This is a genomic window from Rosenbergiella metrosideri, assembly GCF_022602565.1.
Taxonomy (GTDB): domain Bacteria; phylum Pseudomonadota; class Gammaproteobacteria; order Enterobacterales; family Enterobacteriaceae; genus Rosenbergiella; species Rosenbergiella metrosideri.
The window spans coordinates 118,385-133,016 of sequence record NZ_JALBCV010000003.1 but is presented as its reverse complement, the minus strand read 5'-3'; the positions used below and the strand labels follow the sequence as shown (position 1 = coordinate 133,016).

Below are 14,632 nucleotides of genomic sequence, written 5' to 3'. Positions count from 1 at the left end.
GCTTATTTTTAGGGTTATGTGCGAGTGGACTTATTTTACTGTCGTTTTTTCTCTATTTAGCGAATAAGGAAAATTATAAAAATTTAGTTTTTCTTTTTAACAAAAAGCATTTATTCCCTGCTCCTAATTCATTCAATCATATGATGGGTTTTGGGGTGTTTGTCCAGTGAGTAGATTTTTTATAAAATTATACGAAAAGAAGAAAATTTTCTTACTTAGCAGTAACGATCCTGCTTATAATTTTTAGAAGAGAATAGTTTGAAGATAGAAGCTTGGATGAGGTATGTCTCAGTAATATGGATGACTGCGTCGGCCTTTGATTTAATTTGCCTATTATTAGCACTCATTCTTTCCATACTAAGTAAAAAATACCCCACCATTGAAACCAATAGTGGGGTAATCATGATTCTATTAAAACAATTACTTCTGTTTAGCGCGCTCGAAAGATGAAACGATTTCTGCTTTCGCCGCAGCAGCGTCGCTCCAACCTTCAACTTTCACCCACTTACCTTTTTCCAGCGCTTTATATTGCTCGAAGAAGTGTGCGATTTGGCCGCGCAGTAGCTCAGGCAGATCATTCACATCTTTGATGTGATCGTACTCTTTAGACAGTTTGCTGTGTGGCACAGCAATGACTTTAGCGTCTTCGCCTGACTCGTCGGTCATTTTCAGTACGCCGACTGGACGGCAACGGATGACTGAACCAGGCTGTAATGGGTATGGGGTTGGAACTAAAACATCAACCGGGTCACCATCTAAAGAAAGCGTGTGGTTGATGTAACCGTAGTTACATGGGTAGAACATTGCAGTTGCCATGAAACGGTCAACAAACAGAGCCCCTGATTCTTTATCAACTTCATATTTGATCGGCGCAGCGTTTGCCGGGATTTCAATCACAACATTGATGTCTTCAGGTAAGTCTTTACCAGCTTCGACGAGGTTCAAGCTCATGGGTTGATTCCTATTTATCAGTAAAATTTGTGGTGCGCATTATAGCGAATTACGCACCAGTATGTGTCCGAATTTTTAATCGCTTATTGATTTTCACTGATAAAACGTTCGACATCTTCCACCATGTATTGGTTACCGACATAAAATGGGCAACGTTCATGAATGGTTTGCGGTTTCAAATCGAGAATACGGTTAACTCCATCGCTGGCTTTCCCCCCCGCTTGCTCGGCTAAGAAAGCCATTGGGTTACACTCGTATAACAAACGTAGTTTTCCTTTTGGATGACTTGCCGTTTGTGGATAGAGGTAAATACCGCCTTTAAGAAGGTTACGGTGGAAGTCAGCCACTAATGAGCCGATGTAGCGTGAGGTATAAGGGCGGTGGGAGGCCTCGTCTTCTGCTTGGCAGAATTTTAGATACTTTTTGACGCCAACAGGGAAATGCACATAATAACCTTCATTAATAGAGTACATTTTTCCAGTCGGTGGGTAGGTAAGCCGCTCTTGGTTTAAGCAGAATACCCCTAATGATGGATCATAGGTGAAGGCGTTGACGCCGTTACCGGTGGTATACACCAACATGGTCGACGAACCGTAGACGACGTAACCGGCGGCCACTTGTTGGCGGCCAGGTTGCATAAAATCTTCTTCGGTAATCGGTGTGCCAACCGGTGTGACACGGTGATAGATAGAGAAAATAGTTCCTACAGAGACGTTAACATCAATGTTTGAAGATCCGTCTAGCGGATCCATTAAGACCACATAACGGCCGTCTTCGAAACCTTCGAAAATAACGAACTCGTCCTCTTCCTCAGACGCTATCCCGGCAACGATCCCACGAGCTTTTAACGCCGATTTTAATTTTTCGTTCGCGTATAAGTCGAGCTTCATCTGTTGCTCGCCTTGCACATTTTCGACACCATTGGCACCGAGAATATCTATTAAGCCCGCTTTATTGATATCGCGATGAATGATTTTCGCGCCAAGTTTGATTGCTGAAAGAAGGGCGGTGAGTTCACCGGTGGCATGGGGAAAGTCTGCTTGTTTTTCAACAATAAATTCGCCTAAGGTCTTCATTGCGTATCCTGATCGTAAATTGGTTTACTTTTCATTAACAGTATAGTCAAGCTACACCGCGGACCGGATCAAATCAATCCTCTGAGTTGCTCCTAAATGCGATATAGGTAAACTGTACAAAAAACTTAGTGGTAGATCTCTTTATGCGAATTCATATTCTCGGTATCTGTGGCACCTTTATGGGTGGCTTAGCCATTCTCGCGCGCGCTTTGGGACACGACGTTACAGGGTCTGATGCGAACGTATATCCACCGATGAGCACCTTATTGGAGCAACAAGGCATTAGCCTGACCCAAGGCTACGACCCACAGCAGCTTAACCCCGCTCCAGATTTAGTGATTATCGGTAATGCGATGTCGCGGGGGAATCCTTGCGTCGAAGCAGTTTTGGAAAAGAATATCCCTTATGTCTCAGGTCCGCAGTGGTTGCATGATTTTATTCTGCGTGATCGCTGGGTGATCGCCGTTGCCGGAACCCACGGTAAGACTACCACTTCGGGGATGGTCGCGTGGATCCTCGAGTCGTGTGGCATGGCACCGGGTTTTGTCATCGGCGGCGTACCGGGTAACTTTGATGTTTCAGCTCGTTTAGGCGATAGCCCATTTTTCGTTATTGAGGCAGATGAATATGACAGCGCCTTCTTCGATAAGCGGTCGAAATTCGTACATTACTGTCCACGTACGCTGGTGCTGAATAACCTCGAATTTGACCATGCAGATATCTTTGATGACTTAAATGCAGTGAAAAAGCAATTCCATCATTTGCTGCGTATTGTGCCGGGGAAAGGTAAAGTGATCTGGCCAGAGCAGGATCACAACCTACGTCACGTTATCGGGATGGGCTGCTGGAGTGAGCAAGAGACAACGGGTCCACAGGGCCAGTGGCTTGCACAGAAAAGCTTTCCGGATGCCTCCCGTTGGACGGTGAAGCTGAACAACGAAGTGGTAGCAGAGGTCGAGTGGGGGTTGGTCGGTGAACACAATATGCATAACGGCTTGATGGCGATAGCCGCGGCTCGACACATCGGCATCACTCCACAGGATGCAGCAAAAGCCTTAAACGAATTCGTCAATGCGAGACGCCGTCTCGAATTACGTGGAACGGTAAACGGAATTGACGTTTATGATGACTTCGCACACCACCCTACAGCCATCTTAGCAACGCTATCTGCTTTGCGTAGTAAGATCGGCGGCACCCGCCGTATTTTAGCGGTACTTGAGCCTCGCTCAAATACGATGAAATTGGGGGTCAGTAAGAATGAACTCGCCCCGTCATTGGCCCGTGCAGATGAAGTGTTTTTATTCCAACCGAGCCATATCCCTTGGCAGGTCTCAGATGTTGCAGAAGCCTGCGTCCAGCCGGTGCAATGGAGTGCCGATATCACGCATTTAGTTGCAATGATCACCAAATCTGTGAAGCCAGGCGATGTCATTTTAGTAATGAGCAATGGCGGTTTTGAAGGGATCCATCAGAAACTGTTAGATAGTCTATCGACGTTAAAGCTCGTGAAATAAAGCGATGCCGCTCAGTATTAATGCTGGGCGGCAATTAACGATTAGGCTTCGGCAAGTTCGCGTAAGTATTGGAAAATCTGGCGCGCTGATTTCGGTGGCTTATTCGTTGCTTTCTCTTTTTGTGCATTACGGATCAAGCTACGCAGCTGCTGGCGATCGGCCGTAGGGTACAGCTCTATCACTTCATCCATCGCGCTATCGCCCTGCTCAATCAGACGATCACGCAGTACTTCTAATTTATGGAAAAGGGCAACCTGTTGGTTATGTCTGTTTTTCAGCTTATCAAGCGCGAGGCGAATAGGCTGTTCATCACGTGAACGCAGCATTTTACCAATCAATTGAATTTGGCGACGGCGTCCTTCTTTTTTGATCCGCTGGGCTAATTCAATCGCTTGACGTAGCTCTTCATCGAGTGGGATGCGATCGAGTTCGTTTTTGCTTAACTCCATCATCTCCATACCGAGGCGCTTTAGCTCTTCTGCATCACGTTTGATTTCGCTTTTACTGACCCAGATAATCTCTTCGTCTTCTTCATCTTGTGGGTCGGGCTGGTGGTCGAGCCACTCATCGGGCGGGTTAATCATGGTAGGGCTCCTAAAAAAAGTGGCTTATGCTATCAGGTTACAGCCAGACTGCGAAATTGTTCTCTGACTCTGTTAAACTCATTCTACCTTCAGATAACAGCAGATGGCAGAGCAATGAGTGAATCTCTTCAAGTTTTAGAACAACAACAGGTTCTTGAACACGCAGTCGAACATGCCTTAACCTTCGCGAAAAGCCGTACAGATGGCGCAGAAGTCGCCGTCAATAAAACGACTGGACTGAGCGTAAGCACTCGCTATGGCGAAGTTGAAAACGTTGAATTTAATAGCGATGGGGCCTTAGGTATCACCATTTATCTGGGGCAGCGCAAAGGCAGCGCCTCATCCACCGATTTAAGCCCAGCGGCGATCGAGCGTGCGGTGCAGGCGGCAATCGATATTGCTCGCTATACTTCAGAAGATCCTTTCTCCGATGTGGCTGAAGCCTCTTTACTGGCATGGGATGCCCCCGACCTAGACCTTTATCACCCCTTAGCCATCACTCCCGATCGCGCAATCGAGTATGCGGCGGCAGCTGAGCAAGCGGCACTGGAAGCAGATTCCCGTATCGTCAATAGCGAAGGGGGAAGCTTCAGTAGCCATGCGGGGATACGCGTCTTTGGAAACAGTCACGGATTCTTGAAAAGCTACTGTTCAACCCGCCACTCGATGTTTAGTTCGGTGATTGCCGAGCAGAATGGTCAGATGGAACGTGACTATGCTTATACCTCAGGGCGTGACTTTGCTGATCTGAAAAGTGCAGAGTGGGTAGGGCAAGAGTGTGCACGCCGCACACTGTCGCGTCTGTCTCCCCAAAAACTCTCGACCCGTAAAGCGCCAGTGCTTTTTGCACCGGAAGTGGCAAGTGGACTGATTGGCCACCTTGTTGGAGCTATCAGCGGTAGCAGTGTCTATCGTAAATCGACCTTTTTACTCGATAGTTTGGGTAAACAAATCTTCCCAGAGTGGTTATCGATTACCGAACAACCGCATCTAATTAAGGGAACGGCATCCTCGCCTTTCGATGGCGAAGGCGTACGTACTCAACAACGTACCATTATCGACCAAGGGGTTTTACAAACTTGGCTAATGACTAGCTACTCTGCTCGCAAACTGGGGTTACAGAGCACGGGGCACGCGGGGGGGATCCATAACTGGCGTTTGGCCGGTCAGGGACAAAGCTTTGAGCAGTTACTCAAAAGGATGGGCACCGGACTTGTGGTCACCGAATTGATGGGGCAGGGCGTTAGCGCAATGACCGGTGACTATTCACGCGGCGCAGCAGGTTTTTGGGTTGAGAAGGGTGAAATTCAATATCCTGTCAGTGAAATCACCATCGCCAGTAATTTACAGGACATGTGGCGTACGATGGTAACGGTCGGCGACGATATTGACGAACGAGGCAATATTCAATGTGGATCGATTTTGTTAGAACAGATGAGCATCGCTGGCCAATAAAGGGAAGATAGTATGCGACAAATTAGTTTGGTCGTACTGAGCTCTGCGCTGTTTTGTTCCTCGTTTACCTTCACCGCGCGGGCCGCAGACTTAGAAGGGGATATGCTGAGCCTCTCTTCAGGGCTGAGCACGGTGTTAAGCAGTAACCAGCCTAGTGAAATGCAGCAGGCGTTAACGCAAATGCGTGCTGCAGCGAAAGACGCCAAAACTGCGACGCCACCCTCGTTAGCAGGGAGTGCACCGCAGAGTCCGGCCATGCAGGGCTGGCGCAATGCATTTGACCAATTGATTGCTAAAGTTGATCAAGCCGAGCAACAGGTAAAGCTTGGTAAGCTAGCCGACGCTAAGCAGACTGCCCAACAGATTTCGGCGTTACGTAACGAAAATCATCGTAAGTACCGTTAAGCCCTCGGTCATGCTAGGCATTGAACTCTTGTCGATATTGGCCAGGGGTTATGCCTAGCGCTTTCTTAAACATGGTGATAAATGCTGTCACCGATTCATAGCCCAGTTCATGGGCGATAATCTCCACGCGCTCGCCGACCACCAGTCGATTGATCGCGATAATTAGCTGTAACTGCTGTCGCCAGGGACGAAAACTCAACCCGGTTTCATTGATCATTAGCCTTGCTAAGCTTCTCTCACTCACTGCCAATTTTTTTGCCCAATAGGCTGCAGGATGCTTCACTTGGCCGGGCTGCTGCATTGCCTCAACCAATAAACGGATTTTAGGATGGTTGGACATCGGTAGCTGTAACTTACCTATTGGCTGTTCAACCAGCAGGTCGAGCAGAACCGCAATCAAACGCTGTGTCGTCAAGGTGTGATACTGGCTTAGAGGAAGAGACGCTAAACGAAAAATAAGTTCTCTGACCAGAGCGGAAATACGTAACGTGCAGCATTCCTTGGGCATCTCGGCACTGTACGGTTCAATAAAGACGAAACAAAACTCCGCGTGCTGAGAGACTTTATTACTATGGATAACATGGCTCGGAATCCAGATAGCTTGCCCAGTTGGCGCCATCCAGATGCCATCTTCTACTTGGCAGGTAATAGTGCCTTGCAAGGGCACTATTAATTGGCCTTTACGATGTTGATGGAAGGGAAGTTCATGGAAAGATTCACTGGCTTTAACCCTAAAAACCCCTACCTTATCGAGATGACGATCCGGATCGAAGTCCTGCGGAATAGTGGGAATATGCATATTGTCCATTTTTAGCGATAAATTGTCATTATAGCTTGATTTAACCTTGGTGAAGAGGGGGTATGCTACGTGCTTATCAACAAGAGAGATTTTCCTATGGCGGCACCTGCTATGACTCATCACTCAAAAAAATCGTTAGTTATTGGGATTTTATTGGTTGCGACAACGCTTAGAGCTCCTTTTACAGGACTCGCTCCGCTGTTAGCGACGCTCGGGCAAAGATTAGATTTGGACACTATGCAGGTAGGGCTGCTTACCACCTTACCCTTACTGGCTTTTGCTTTACTCTCGCCGCTGGTGCCTTATTTGACCCGTTACCTCGGGTTAGAACGCAGTGTTGCCGTGGCCTTGGTCGCTATTTGTTTCGGGGTCGTGCTGCGTGCCTTGGGGACGACCACCTTCCTGTATCTTGGTACGGTGATCATCGGCGCCGGCATAGCTGTAGGCAATGTCATTCTGCCCAGTTTATTAAAGCGCGATTTCGTCAGTATCCTGCCCAAAATGACCGGGGCTTATTCGTTAACGATGGGCATCAGCGCCGCGTTAGCCTCTGTGCTGGTGGTGCCGCTTGCCACGCATCTCGGTTGGGCGCAAGCCTCCTTAAGCTTACTGATTTTTCCCTTGATTGCCCTGATAGCCTGGGCACAACAGCTCAAGGGGAGGGCGGTTACCGGATTATCGCGCCCGGCGATGAGCAGTAATGCACGGATCTGGCGCTCTTCTTTAGCTTGGCAAATTACGCTCTATCTAGGGTTGAACTCGCTAATTTATTACGTATTAGTCAGTTGGTTACCCGCACTTCTGGTGGACAGTGGTTTTTCGGCCACCGAGGCGGGTAGCTTACATGGACTGCTACAACTCGCGACGGCACTTCCTGGCTTAGTTATTGGTACCGTGATTGCGCGTTATCGCGATCAACGTTGGTTGGCGATGGCGATGGCAAGCCTGTGGGGAGTGAGTCTTGTGGGATTATGGTGGATGCCAAGCTGGGCAATAGTGTGGGTAAGCTTTGCAGGAATAGGCTCGGGTGCAGCGATGATTCTCGGCCTATCGCTTATTGGCCTTCGTAGCCGCTCGGCTCATCAAGCGGTGGCGCTTTCGGGGATGGCACAGGCGGTTGGCTATTTACTCGCGGCAGTCGGACCCGCCGCGATGGGGACATTGCATCAACAGAGCGGAAGCTGGCATTTACCGTTACTTTTCTGTTTGATATTAGCCGTTTTGATGATGATCATGGGCTTACTTGCCGGTAAAAATCGGCTGATGGAAGAATAAAAAAAAGAGGTTACTGCACGCAGTAACCTCTTTTTCAAAGAAGGTGAAGCTGACCGGTAAGCCGGGTTCTGTCGTGGACAGTCATTCCTCTAGGCCAGCAATCGCTCACTGGCTCAAGCAGCCTACCCGGGTTCAGTACGGGCCGTACCATGTGAACCCCTATTTGGCCTTGCTCCGGGTGGAGTTTACCGTGCCACGGACTGTTGCCAGCCGCGCGGTGCGCTCTTACCGCACCCTTTCACCCTTACCTGATCCCTTACGGGCCATCGGCGGTTTGCTCTCTGTTGCACTGGTCGTAGGCTTGCGCCCCCCAGGCGTTACCTGGCACCCTGCCCTATGGAGCCCGGACTTTCCTCCCCTCCGCCCGTCTCCCTTTCGGGACGACGACGAAGCGGCGACTGTCTAGTCAGCTTCGGCGGCGGATGATAGGGGAAATTACCGCCATTGTCACGTTTTTCTATCGTTTAATTGGCCTGCTGCTGAGCTAATCCATGCTTATATAACGCATTTTTCTTCACGCCATGGATTTCAGCCGCCAAGGCTGCGGCTTTTTTGAGGGGCAATTCGGTCTGTAATAACGCGAGGGTGCGTAGGGCTTCTGCAGGGAGTTCTTCCTCCTGCCCTTGATAGCCCGCGACGATTAACACCATTTCGCCTTTACGGCGTTTTTCATCGGCCTGCACCCATGCCAGTAGCTCACCGACTGGTGCGCCGTGAATTGACTCCCACGTCTTAGTAATTTCCCGAGCCAGTACTACATGGCGATGCTCGCCAAGTTCGCTGACCATGTCTGTCAGGCAATCCAAGAGACGGTGGGTGGATTCATAAAATATTAAGGTACGAGGTTCCTCTAATACTGCCCTGAGGGCATCGCGGCGACCTTTACTTTTGGCAGGAAGAAATCCTTCGTAACAAAAACGATCAGAGGGCAGTCCAGAAGCACTCAGGGCAGTAATGGCAGCGCAGGCACCTGGAAGGGGGACGACTTTTAGCCCGGCTTGACGGCAACGGGTAACGAGGTGATAGCCGGGATCATTGATTAAAGGGGTTCCTGCATCGGAAACCAAGGCTATACTTTCCCCTTGTTGTAATTTACTTATTAAAACATCTGCTTTTTGCTGTTCATTGTGATCATGCAATGAGAATAAGCGCGCATTGATGGCGAAATGTTGTAGGAGTAGGCCGGTATGGCGTGTATCTTCTGCTGCAACCAGATCGACCTTTTCTAAGACGGTGAGCGCGCGTTGGGTAATGTCGGCTAAGTTACCAATAGGGGTAGGAACGATATATAATGTTCCTACAGAAATCTCTGACTGATCGTGTTGTTTCATTGTTTCATCCGAATTGCCGCTTTACTATAGGGCGTTCTGAGAAAAACATAATGGGTACTCTATGCTTTCTTCATTTATGAATCGTCGTAACGCAGGGCGTTTTGTTCCTGTTGTGTTGGCCGGATTTATTTTGGCCGCCTGTGGTGTCAATCAAGAAAATCAGACGCCATCGGCTACTCTCCAACCCACTGCGAATCAAGGTTCTGCTTATTATCTGCAACAGATGCAGCAAAGCCAAGATGATAGCAGGAGTCACTGGCAATTACTCGCAATACGCGCGTTACTTGACGAGGGTAAGGTGGCACAAGCGGGAGAGCAACTGCAACAACTGCCGAGCCAGCTCACCGCCGACCAACAGGTTGAGCGCCATTTTTTAGCCGCGCAATATGCGATAAAACAGAAACAATTTAGTGAAGCGGCGCAGCAACTGAGTGCCTTATCAGTACCAGGGTTAAACGATACCCAGCGTCAGCGTTACTATCAGCTGATGATCGATAGCGCGCAGGGCGAAGCCCCTATCGACGTCCTACGCGCCTATATCGCTTTACAACCTCATCTCGCTGGCAGCGCTCAGCAAAAAAACCTCGATGCTACATGGCAGACCTTGGTGACCATCCCTCAGGATCAAGTGGGTAATATCACCATTAATGCGAATGAAAATATTCTGCAGGGGTGGTTAGATCTATTAGGTGTTTATTATCAAAACCGCGGTGATCAAGATAACCTGAAGCATGCGGTGCAAGACTGGCAGACGCGTTACCCCGATAACCCAGCCTCAAAAACCTTGCCCGCTGGCTTGGCACAAGTGATGAACCTCTCTGTGGCTTCCACTAATACAATCGCGCTACTTTTACCCTTAACGGGACCGGGTGCCGTCTTCTCGAAAGCGATTGAACAAGGCTTTGAAGATGCTCGTAATGGTCATTTAGCTTCGAGCGCGCCCGCAACCCCTGACGCGAATACCGTAATCCGCGCGCCACAAACCACAGCGTCGGCGACCAGTGATGCAGCGGTTAGCCCTTCAGCCGTCGCCACGCCAGCAGCGGATACCGCTAGCGCGACAGCTGATACGTCGAATCAAACGGCAGCTGTTCCAGGAACGGCATCAGCCAATACGGCTGCACAAATAAAAGTCTATGATACCAACGGCCATCCGATCGACCAGTTATTACAGCAAGCTCAGCAAGAAGGGGCGACCTTAGTCGTTGGGCCGTTATTAAAAGAGGATGTGGCAAAAGCCGTAACGACCCAGACATCGTTGAATATTCTGGCACTGAACGAACCCTCTGATTTACAGAACCATCCTAACGTTTGTTACTTTGCATTATCGCCAGAGAACGAAGCCCGTGACGCCGCTGAGCATATGTGGGCGCAGGGTAAACGCTCTCCAGTACTCTTACTGCCAAGTAATTCTTTAGGGGATCGGGTTGCTACAGCCTTCACCCGTCAGTGGCAATCTTTAGGGGGGGGAACGGTACTACGTCAAGCCATTGGTTCGGAGAGTGACTTAAGAAGCCAGATTAACAGTAATGCAGGAATCCCCCTAAGTGGGACACCGGTGACGGCTGCGCCAAGTTCAGATAGTGGTGCCGTGACTGTCGCAGGTATGACCTTTGATGCGCCAAGCGGTCAGCCGGTAGCCGACAGCGGAGGCGTCGATTCTGTTTATATCGTGGCGAACCAAGCGTCATTAGATTTAATCAAGCCGCTTATCACCATGAAGATTGGCTCACAGAGCCATGTGGCGTTTTACGCGAATTCACTGAGTTCTCAAGCGGGTGCTGGACCGGATTTCCGCTTCGAAATGGAAGGTCTGCAGTTTAGTGATATCCCGCTGCTGTCGGGGGCAAACCCTGGCTTAAAACAGCAGGTCACTGGTCAGTTCAATCAAGACTATACCCTGACTCGTCTCTACGCGATGGGTGTTGACGCTTGGACGTTGGCCAATCATTTTACTCCATTGCGCCAGCAACCCGGTTATCAACTTCAAGGGAATACGGGCTTGCTGAAAGCGACACAAAATTGCGTGATTAACAGGACGTTATCATGGAACCAATATACCCACGGGGAGATTGTTCCCGTCAATTAACTCGACGTCAGCGAGGCGAGCAAATGGAGAAACTCGCCTGCCGCTACTTGCGCCAAGCAGGATTACGCTGGATTTCCAGTAATATCTTATATCGACAAGGCGAGCTTGATCTGATTATGTTAGACGAGCAAACTTATGTTTTTGTTGAAGTCCGTTATCGTAAAAATGATCTTTACGGTGATGCGGCAGCGACGATAACGTGGCGTAAACAACAGAAAATTAAGGCAGCGGCGGCTTATTGGTTAGCTAACCATAATAAGTGTTTATCGACCGCAAATTGCCGGTTTGATGTAGTTGCGGTGACAGGTTCTCGCGTAAACTGGATCAAAAACGCGTTTTACTAAGATCAACAAAGTTAGGTGATGCAGTGCAGGATAGAATTAAAGCGTGTTTTACTGAAAGTATACAAACACAAATCGCCGCGGCTGAGGCGCTACCCGACGCTATTTCACGTGCCACTCTGGTGATAGTCCAGTGTTTGCTCAATGGCAATAAAGTCTTGAGTTGCGGTAACGGCGCTTCTGCCGCCAATGCACAGCATTTTACCGCCACGATGATCAATCAATTTGAGAACGAACGGCCAAGCCTTCCTGCATTTTGTTTAAGTGCAGATAATATTATGCTGACGGCAATTGGTAATGAGCGTCAGTACGATGAAATCTATGCTAAACAAGTGCGTGCGCTGGGTCAGGCAGGAGATATCCTGTTAGCGATCTCGACACGCGGGAATAGCCCCGATATCGTGAAGGCCGTAGAAGCAGCCGTCACCCGTGATATGACTATCGTGGCATTAACGGGCTTTGATGGTGGGGTATTAGCGGGATTACTAGGACCCCAAGATGTTGAAATTAGGATACCGTCGCACCGTAATGCGCGTATTCAAGAAATGCATATGCTGACGGTTAATTGTTTAAGTGAGCTAATTGATAATTCACTTTTTCCTCATCAGGAAGGTTAAGGAGAAATAGAATGAGATTCCCCTTTTTGGCTGTGATATTGTGCAGCACATTCGCTCTACAAGGCTGTGCAGCAGTATTAATTGGCTCGGCAGGCGTTGCCACCAAGTCAGCCACGGATGCGCGTACGGTAGGGACTCAGGTTGACGATGGCACCTTAGAACTGCGTGTAGCCAATGCCTTGGCAACTAACAAAGAGATCAAAACCACCACCCATATCAACGAGACGGCATATCAAGGCAAAGTCCTGTTAACGGGCCAGGCTCCCACTCAAGCGTTAGCGGACACCGCCCGCGAAATCGCGGCGAAAACCGATGGCACGGTTGAAGTCTATAACGAAATCCGTATCGGTAATAATGTTAGCTTAGGTACCTCTTCTTCTGATACGTGGATCACCACTAAGATTCGATCGCAGCTGCTGGCAAGTGACCAAGTGAAGTCTTCAAGTATCAAAGTGACGACTGAGAATGGTGAAGTCTTCTTAATGGGCCTAGTCACTGCAGCAGAAGGTCAAGCCGCAGCCGATCTCGCCAGCCGGGTGAATGGCGTTAAACACGTCACCACTGTTTACACGTTGTTGAAGTGATCCTATGGCTAAAGAGCGCGCATTAACCTTAGAAGCCTTACGCGTGATGGATGCGATAGAGCGCCGCGGCAGTTTTGCCGCGGCAGCCGAGGAGTTGGGAAAAGTCCCCTCGGCACTGAGCTACACCATGCAAAAATTAGAAGACGAGCTTGATGTTGTGCTGTTTGACCGCTCGGGTCACCGAACCAAATTTACGAATGTAGGCCGCTTACTACTGGAAAGAGGACGTTTTTTACTCGATGCGGCAGATAAGCTAGCGGGAGATGCTGAAGCCTTGGCGCGGGGCTGGGAACCGCAACTGACGATAGTCTGTGAAGCGCTGGTGAGCTGCGAATATCTTTATCCTCTGGTCAATAAGCTTGAGGAGAAGAGTCACACCCAGCTGAATCTACTGACCGAGGTATTGGCAGGTGCATGGGAAAGCTTAGAAGAAGGGCGAGCCGACATAGTGATCGCCCCAACGCTCCATTTTCGCACCTCGACGGAAATTAATAGCCGTAAACTCTACAGCATGAAAAGCCTGTATGTGGCGAGTGCTGACCATCCTATCCTAAAGGAACCCGATCCTGATGCGGAGTCTGTGCGCCTCAAATACCGAGGTATTGCGGTAGCGGATTCGGCACGTAAGCGCCCAGCGATAACCGTACAGGTGCTTGATCGGCAGAGCCGATTGACGGTGAGTAATCTTGAAAACAAATACCGCGCAATCATCGCTGGTTTAGGCGTAGGGACTTTACCTTATCCGATGATCGAAGAAGACTTGCGCCAAGGGCGTTTAAAAGTAATTTCGAATACCTATGAGCGCGATATCGATGTGATTATGGCTTGGCGGCGAGACAGTATGGGTGAGGCGAAATCCTGGGCTTTACGTGAGATTCCTAAACTTTTTGCAAAAAAATTCCCGCAGAAATAACGGGAATCGTAGCAGAGCAATTAGCGTGGGATCATCTTTTTAATCATTCGCCAACTGCTCCACAGACCGAAACCTCTCTTAAAGAGACGGCCCAGCGTTTTAGGTTTTCTTGCTACCCACAACGCTAAGACACCCCCGCCAATTGCAAAGTAACGGCGTGCGGCATAGGCGGCAGACCATAGCTGGTCGTAACGTGAAGTGGCGACGAGCCATTGCTGCTGACAAGAGATAAGATCCATACGTTGAGTCTGGATAGTCGTTAATAATTCTTGCTTGCGTGCTTCACGTTCGCGACGACTCATGTCTGTTTCTCCTCAAGTTGCTTAAGGTCAGTATCCAACTCTTTACGAGTATGTTTCAGCAGAGTAGAGCGGCGAGATTTCAACAGCGCCCAGACGCCAAAAATGATCGCTAGACCGAAAAGAACCGCTGTCGTAATGATGATGGCATAGAGCCTTGCGCTTGGCGGTACTGCAAGGATAACGAGAATCATCAAACTCATTAGACCAAACGCAGTGAAGATCATCGTTAAGCCCACCATAAGCAGCATTTGCAATAGGTTGGCTTTTTCTTCCTCTAGCTCGACAATCACTAAACGAATTCGTGTTTCAGCAATGCTAACTAGGCTGGTCAGTATACGTTGTCCCACCCCTAGAATGCCTTCCCCTGGTGCTGAGCCAGATCTTGAGCTACTCATC

16 protein-coding genes and 1 other RNA gene are annotated in these 14,632 nt (G+C 49.1%); 9 read left to right on the top strand and 8 right to left on the bottom strand.

Features of this window, described 5'->3' with window-relative positions:
* Positions 1-420: 420 nt before the first annotated feature.
* Entirely contained in the window at positions 421-951 is a 531-nt protein-coding gene (gene ppa, locus MKR94_RS05125) for an inorganic diphosphatase (protein WP_241645856.1), read from the bottom strand.
* 83 nt (positions 952-1,034) lie between these two features.
* Complete coding sequence (gene fbp, locus MKR94_RS05120; RefSeq protein WP_241645855.1) at positions 1,035-2,027, bottom strand: class 1 fructose-bisphosphatase; 993 nt, start codon at positions 2,025-2,027, stop codon at positions 1,035-1,037.
* A gap of 143 nt (positions 2,028-2,170) precedes the next feature.
* Between fbp and mpl the strand changes: the two genes are divergently transcribed.
* Complete coding sequence (gene mpl, locus MKR94_RS05115; RefSeq protein WP_241645853.1) at positions 2,171-3,541, top strand: UDP-N-acetylmuramate:L-alanyl-gamma-D-glutamyl-meso-diaminopimelate ligase; 1,371 nt, start codon at positions 2,171-2,173, stop codon at positions 3,539-3,541.
* Between the two features lie 41 nt (positions 3,542-3,582).
* Here mpl and yjgA read toward each other — a convergent pair whose 3' ends face one another.
* Positions 3,583-4,125 carry a ribosome biogenesis factor YjgA gene (gene yjgA, locus MKR94_RS05110; protein WP_214216710.1) on the bottom strand — a complete coding sequence of 181 codons (543 nt, stop codon included), beginning with the start codon at positions 4,123-4,125 and terminating at the stop codon, positions 3,583-3,585.
* A gap of 114 nt (positions 4,126-4,239) precedes the next feature.
* On the opposite strand from yjgA, the gene pmbA reads away from it, so the two are divergent.
* Positions 4,240-5,580 (top strand): metalloprotease PmbA, encoded by a 1,341-nt coding sequence (gene pmbA / locus MKR94_RS05105; RefSeq protein ID WP_241645851.1) that lies wholly within the window; start codon positions 4,240-4,242, stop codon positions 5,578-5,580.
* A gap of 12 nt (positions 5,581-5,592) precedes the next feature.
* Positions 5,593-5,985, top strand: coding sequence for a cytochrome b562 (locus tag MKR94_RS05100; protein ID WP_241645849.1), 393 nt, complete (start codon positions 5,593-5,595; stop codon positions 5,983-5,985).
* A gap of 13 nt (positions 5,986-5,998) precedes the next feature.
* Here MKR94_RS05100 and MKR94_RS05095 read toward each other — a convergent pair whose 3' ends face one another.
* The gene (locus MKR94_RS05095) at positions 5,999-6,784 is read right to left on the bottom strand and encodes an AraC family transcriptional regulator (protein WP_241645847.1); all 786 of its coding nucleotides are present in this window, start codon (positions 6,782-6,784) and stop codon (positions 5,999-6,001) included.
* A 111-nt stretch (positions 6,785-6,895) separates the two neighbouring features.
* Here MKR94_RS05095 and MKR94_RS05090 point away from each other — a divergent pair, with 111 nt between their 5' ends.
* Positions 6,896-8,059 carry an MFS transporter gene (locus MKR94_RS05090; protein WP_277755603.1) on the top strand — a complete coding sequence of 388 codons (1,164 nt, stop codon included), beginning with the start codon at positions 6,896-6,898 and terminating at the stop codon, positions 8,057-8,059.
* A 41-nt stretch (positions 8,060-8,100) separates the two neighbouring features.
* Here the strand turns inward: MKR94_RS05090 and rnpB are convergent.
* Positions 8,101-8,473: RNase P RNA component class A (gene rnpB / locus MKR94_RS05085), an RNA gene on the bottom strand.
* 50 nt (positions 8,474-8,523) lie between these two features.
* A complete protein-coding gene (gene rsmI, locus MKR94_RS05080; RefSeq protein ID WP_241645843.1) occupies positions 8,524-9,390 on the bottom strand; it encodes a 16S rRNA (cytidine(1402)-2'-O)-methyltransferase in 867 nt (288 codons plus the stop codon).
* Between the two features lie 61 nt (positions 9,391-9,451).
* Here rsmI and MKR94_RS05075 point away from each other — a divergent pair, with 61 nt between their 5' ends.
* The 5 genes from MKR94_RS05075 to MKR94_RS05055 are packed head-to-tail and all read left to right on the top strand — an operon-like array spanning position 9,452 to position 13,934.
* A complete protein-coding gene (locus tag MKR94_RS05075) occupies positions 9,452-11,479 on the top strand; it encodes a penicillin-binding protein activator (protein WP_241645841.1) in 2,028 nt (675 codons plus the stop codon).
* Positions 11,437-11,823, top strand: a complete 387-nt coding sequence (locus MKR94_RS05070; RefSeq protein ID WP_241645839.1) for a YraN family protein — start codon at positions 11,437-11,439, stop codon at positions 11,821-11,823. Before MKR94_RS05075 ends, MKR94_RS05070 begins: the two co-directional genes overlap by 43 nt.
* A 23-nt stretch (positions 11,824-11,846) precedes the next feature.
* Complete coding sequence (diaA, locus tag MKR94_RS05065; RefSeq protein ID WP_241645838.1) at positions 11,847-12,437, top strand: DnaA initiator-associating protein DiaA; 591 nt, start codon at positions 11,847-11,849, stop codon at positions 12,435-12,437.
* 11 nt (positions 12,438-12,448) lie between these two features.
* Entirely contained in the window at positions 12,449-13,021 is a 573-nt protein-coding gene (gene dolP / locus MKR94_RS05060) for a division/outer membrane stress-associated lipid-binding lipoprotein (RefSeq protein ID WP_241645836.1), read from the top strand.
* Between the two features lie 4 nt (positions 13,022-13,025).
* Entirely contained in the window at positions 13,026-13,934 is a 909-nt protein-coding gene (locus MKR94_RS05055) for a LysR family transcriptional regulator (RefSeq protein WP_241645834.1), read from the top strand.
* 20 nt (positions 13,935-13,954) lie between these two features.
* Here the strand turns inward: MKR94_RS05055 and MKR94_RS05050 are convergent, their stop codons facing one another.
* Positions 13,955-14,236 (bottom strand): YqjK-like family protein, encoded by a 282-nt coding sequence (locus MKR94_RS05050; protein ID WP_241645833.1) that lies wholly within the window; start codon positions 14,234-14,236, stop codon positions 13,955-13,957.
* The gene (locus tag MKR94_RS05045; RefSeq protein ID WP_241645832.1) at positions 14,233-14,631 is read right to left on the bottom strand and encodes a phage holin family protein; all 399 of its coding nucleotides are present in this window, start codon (positions 14,629-14,631) and stop codon (positions 14,233-14,235) included. Before MKR94_RS05045 ends, MKR94_RS05050 begins: the two co-directional genes overlap by 4 nt.
* Position 14,632: the final 1 nt, after the last annotated feature.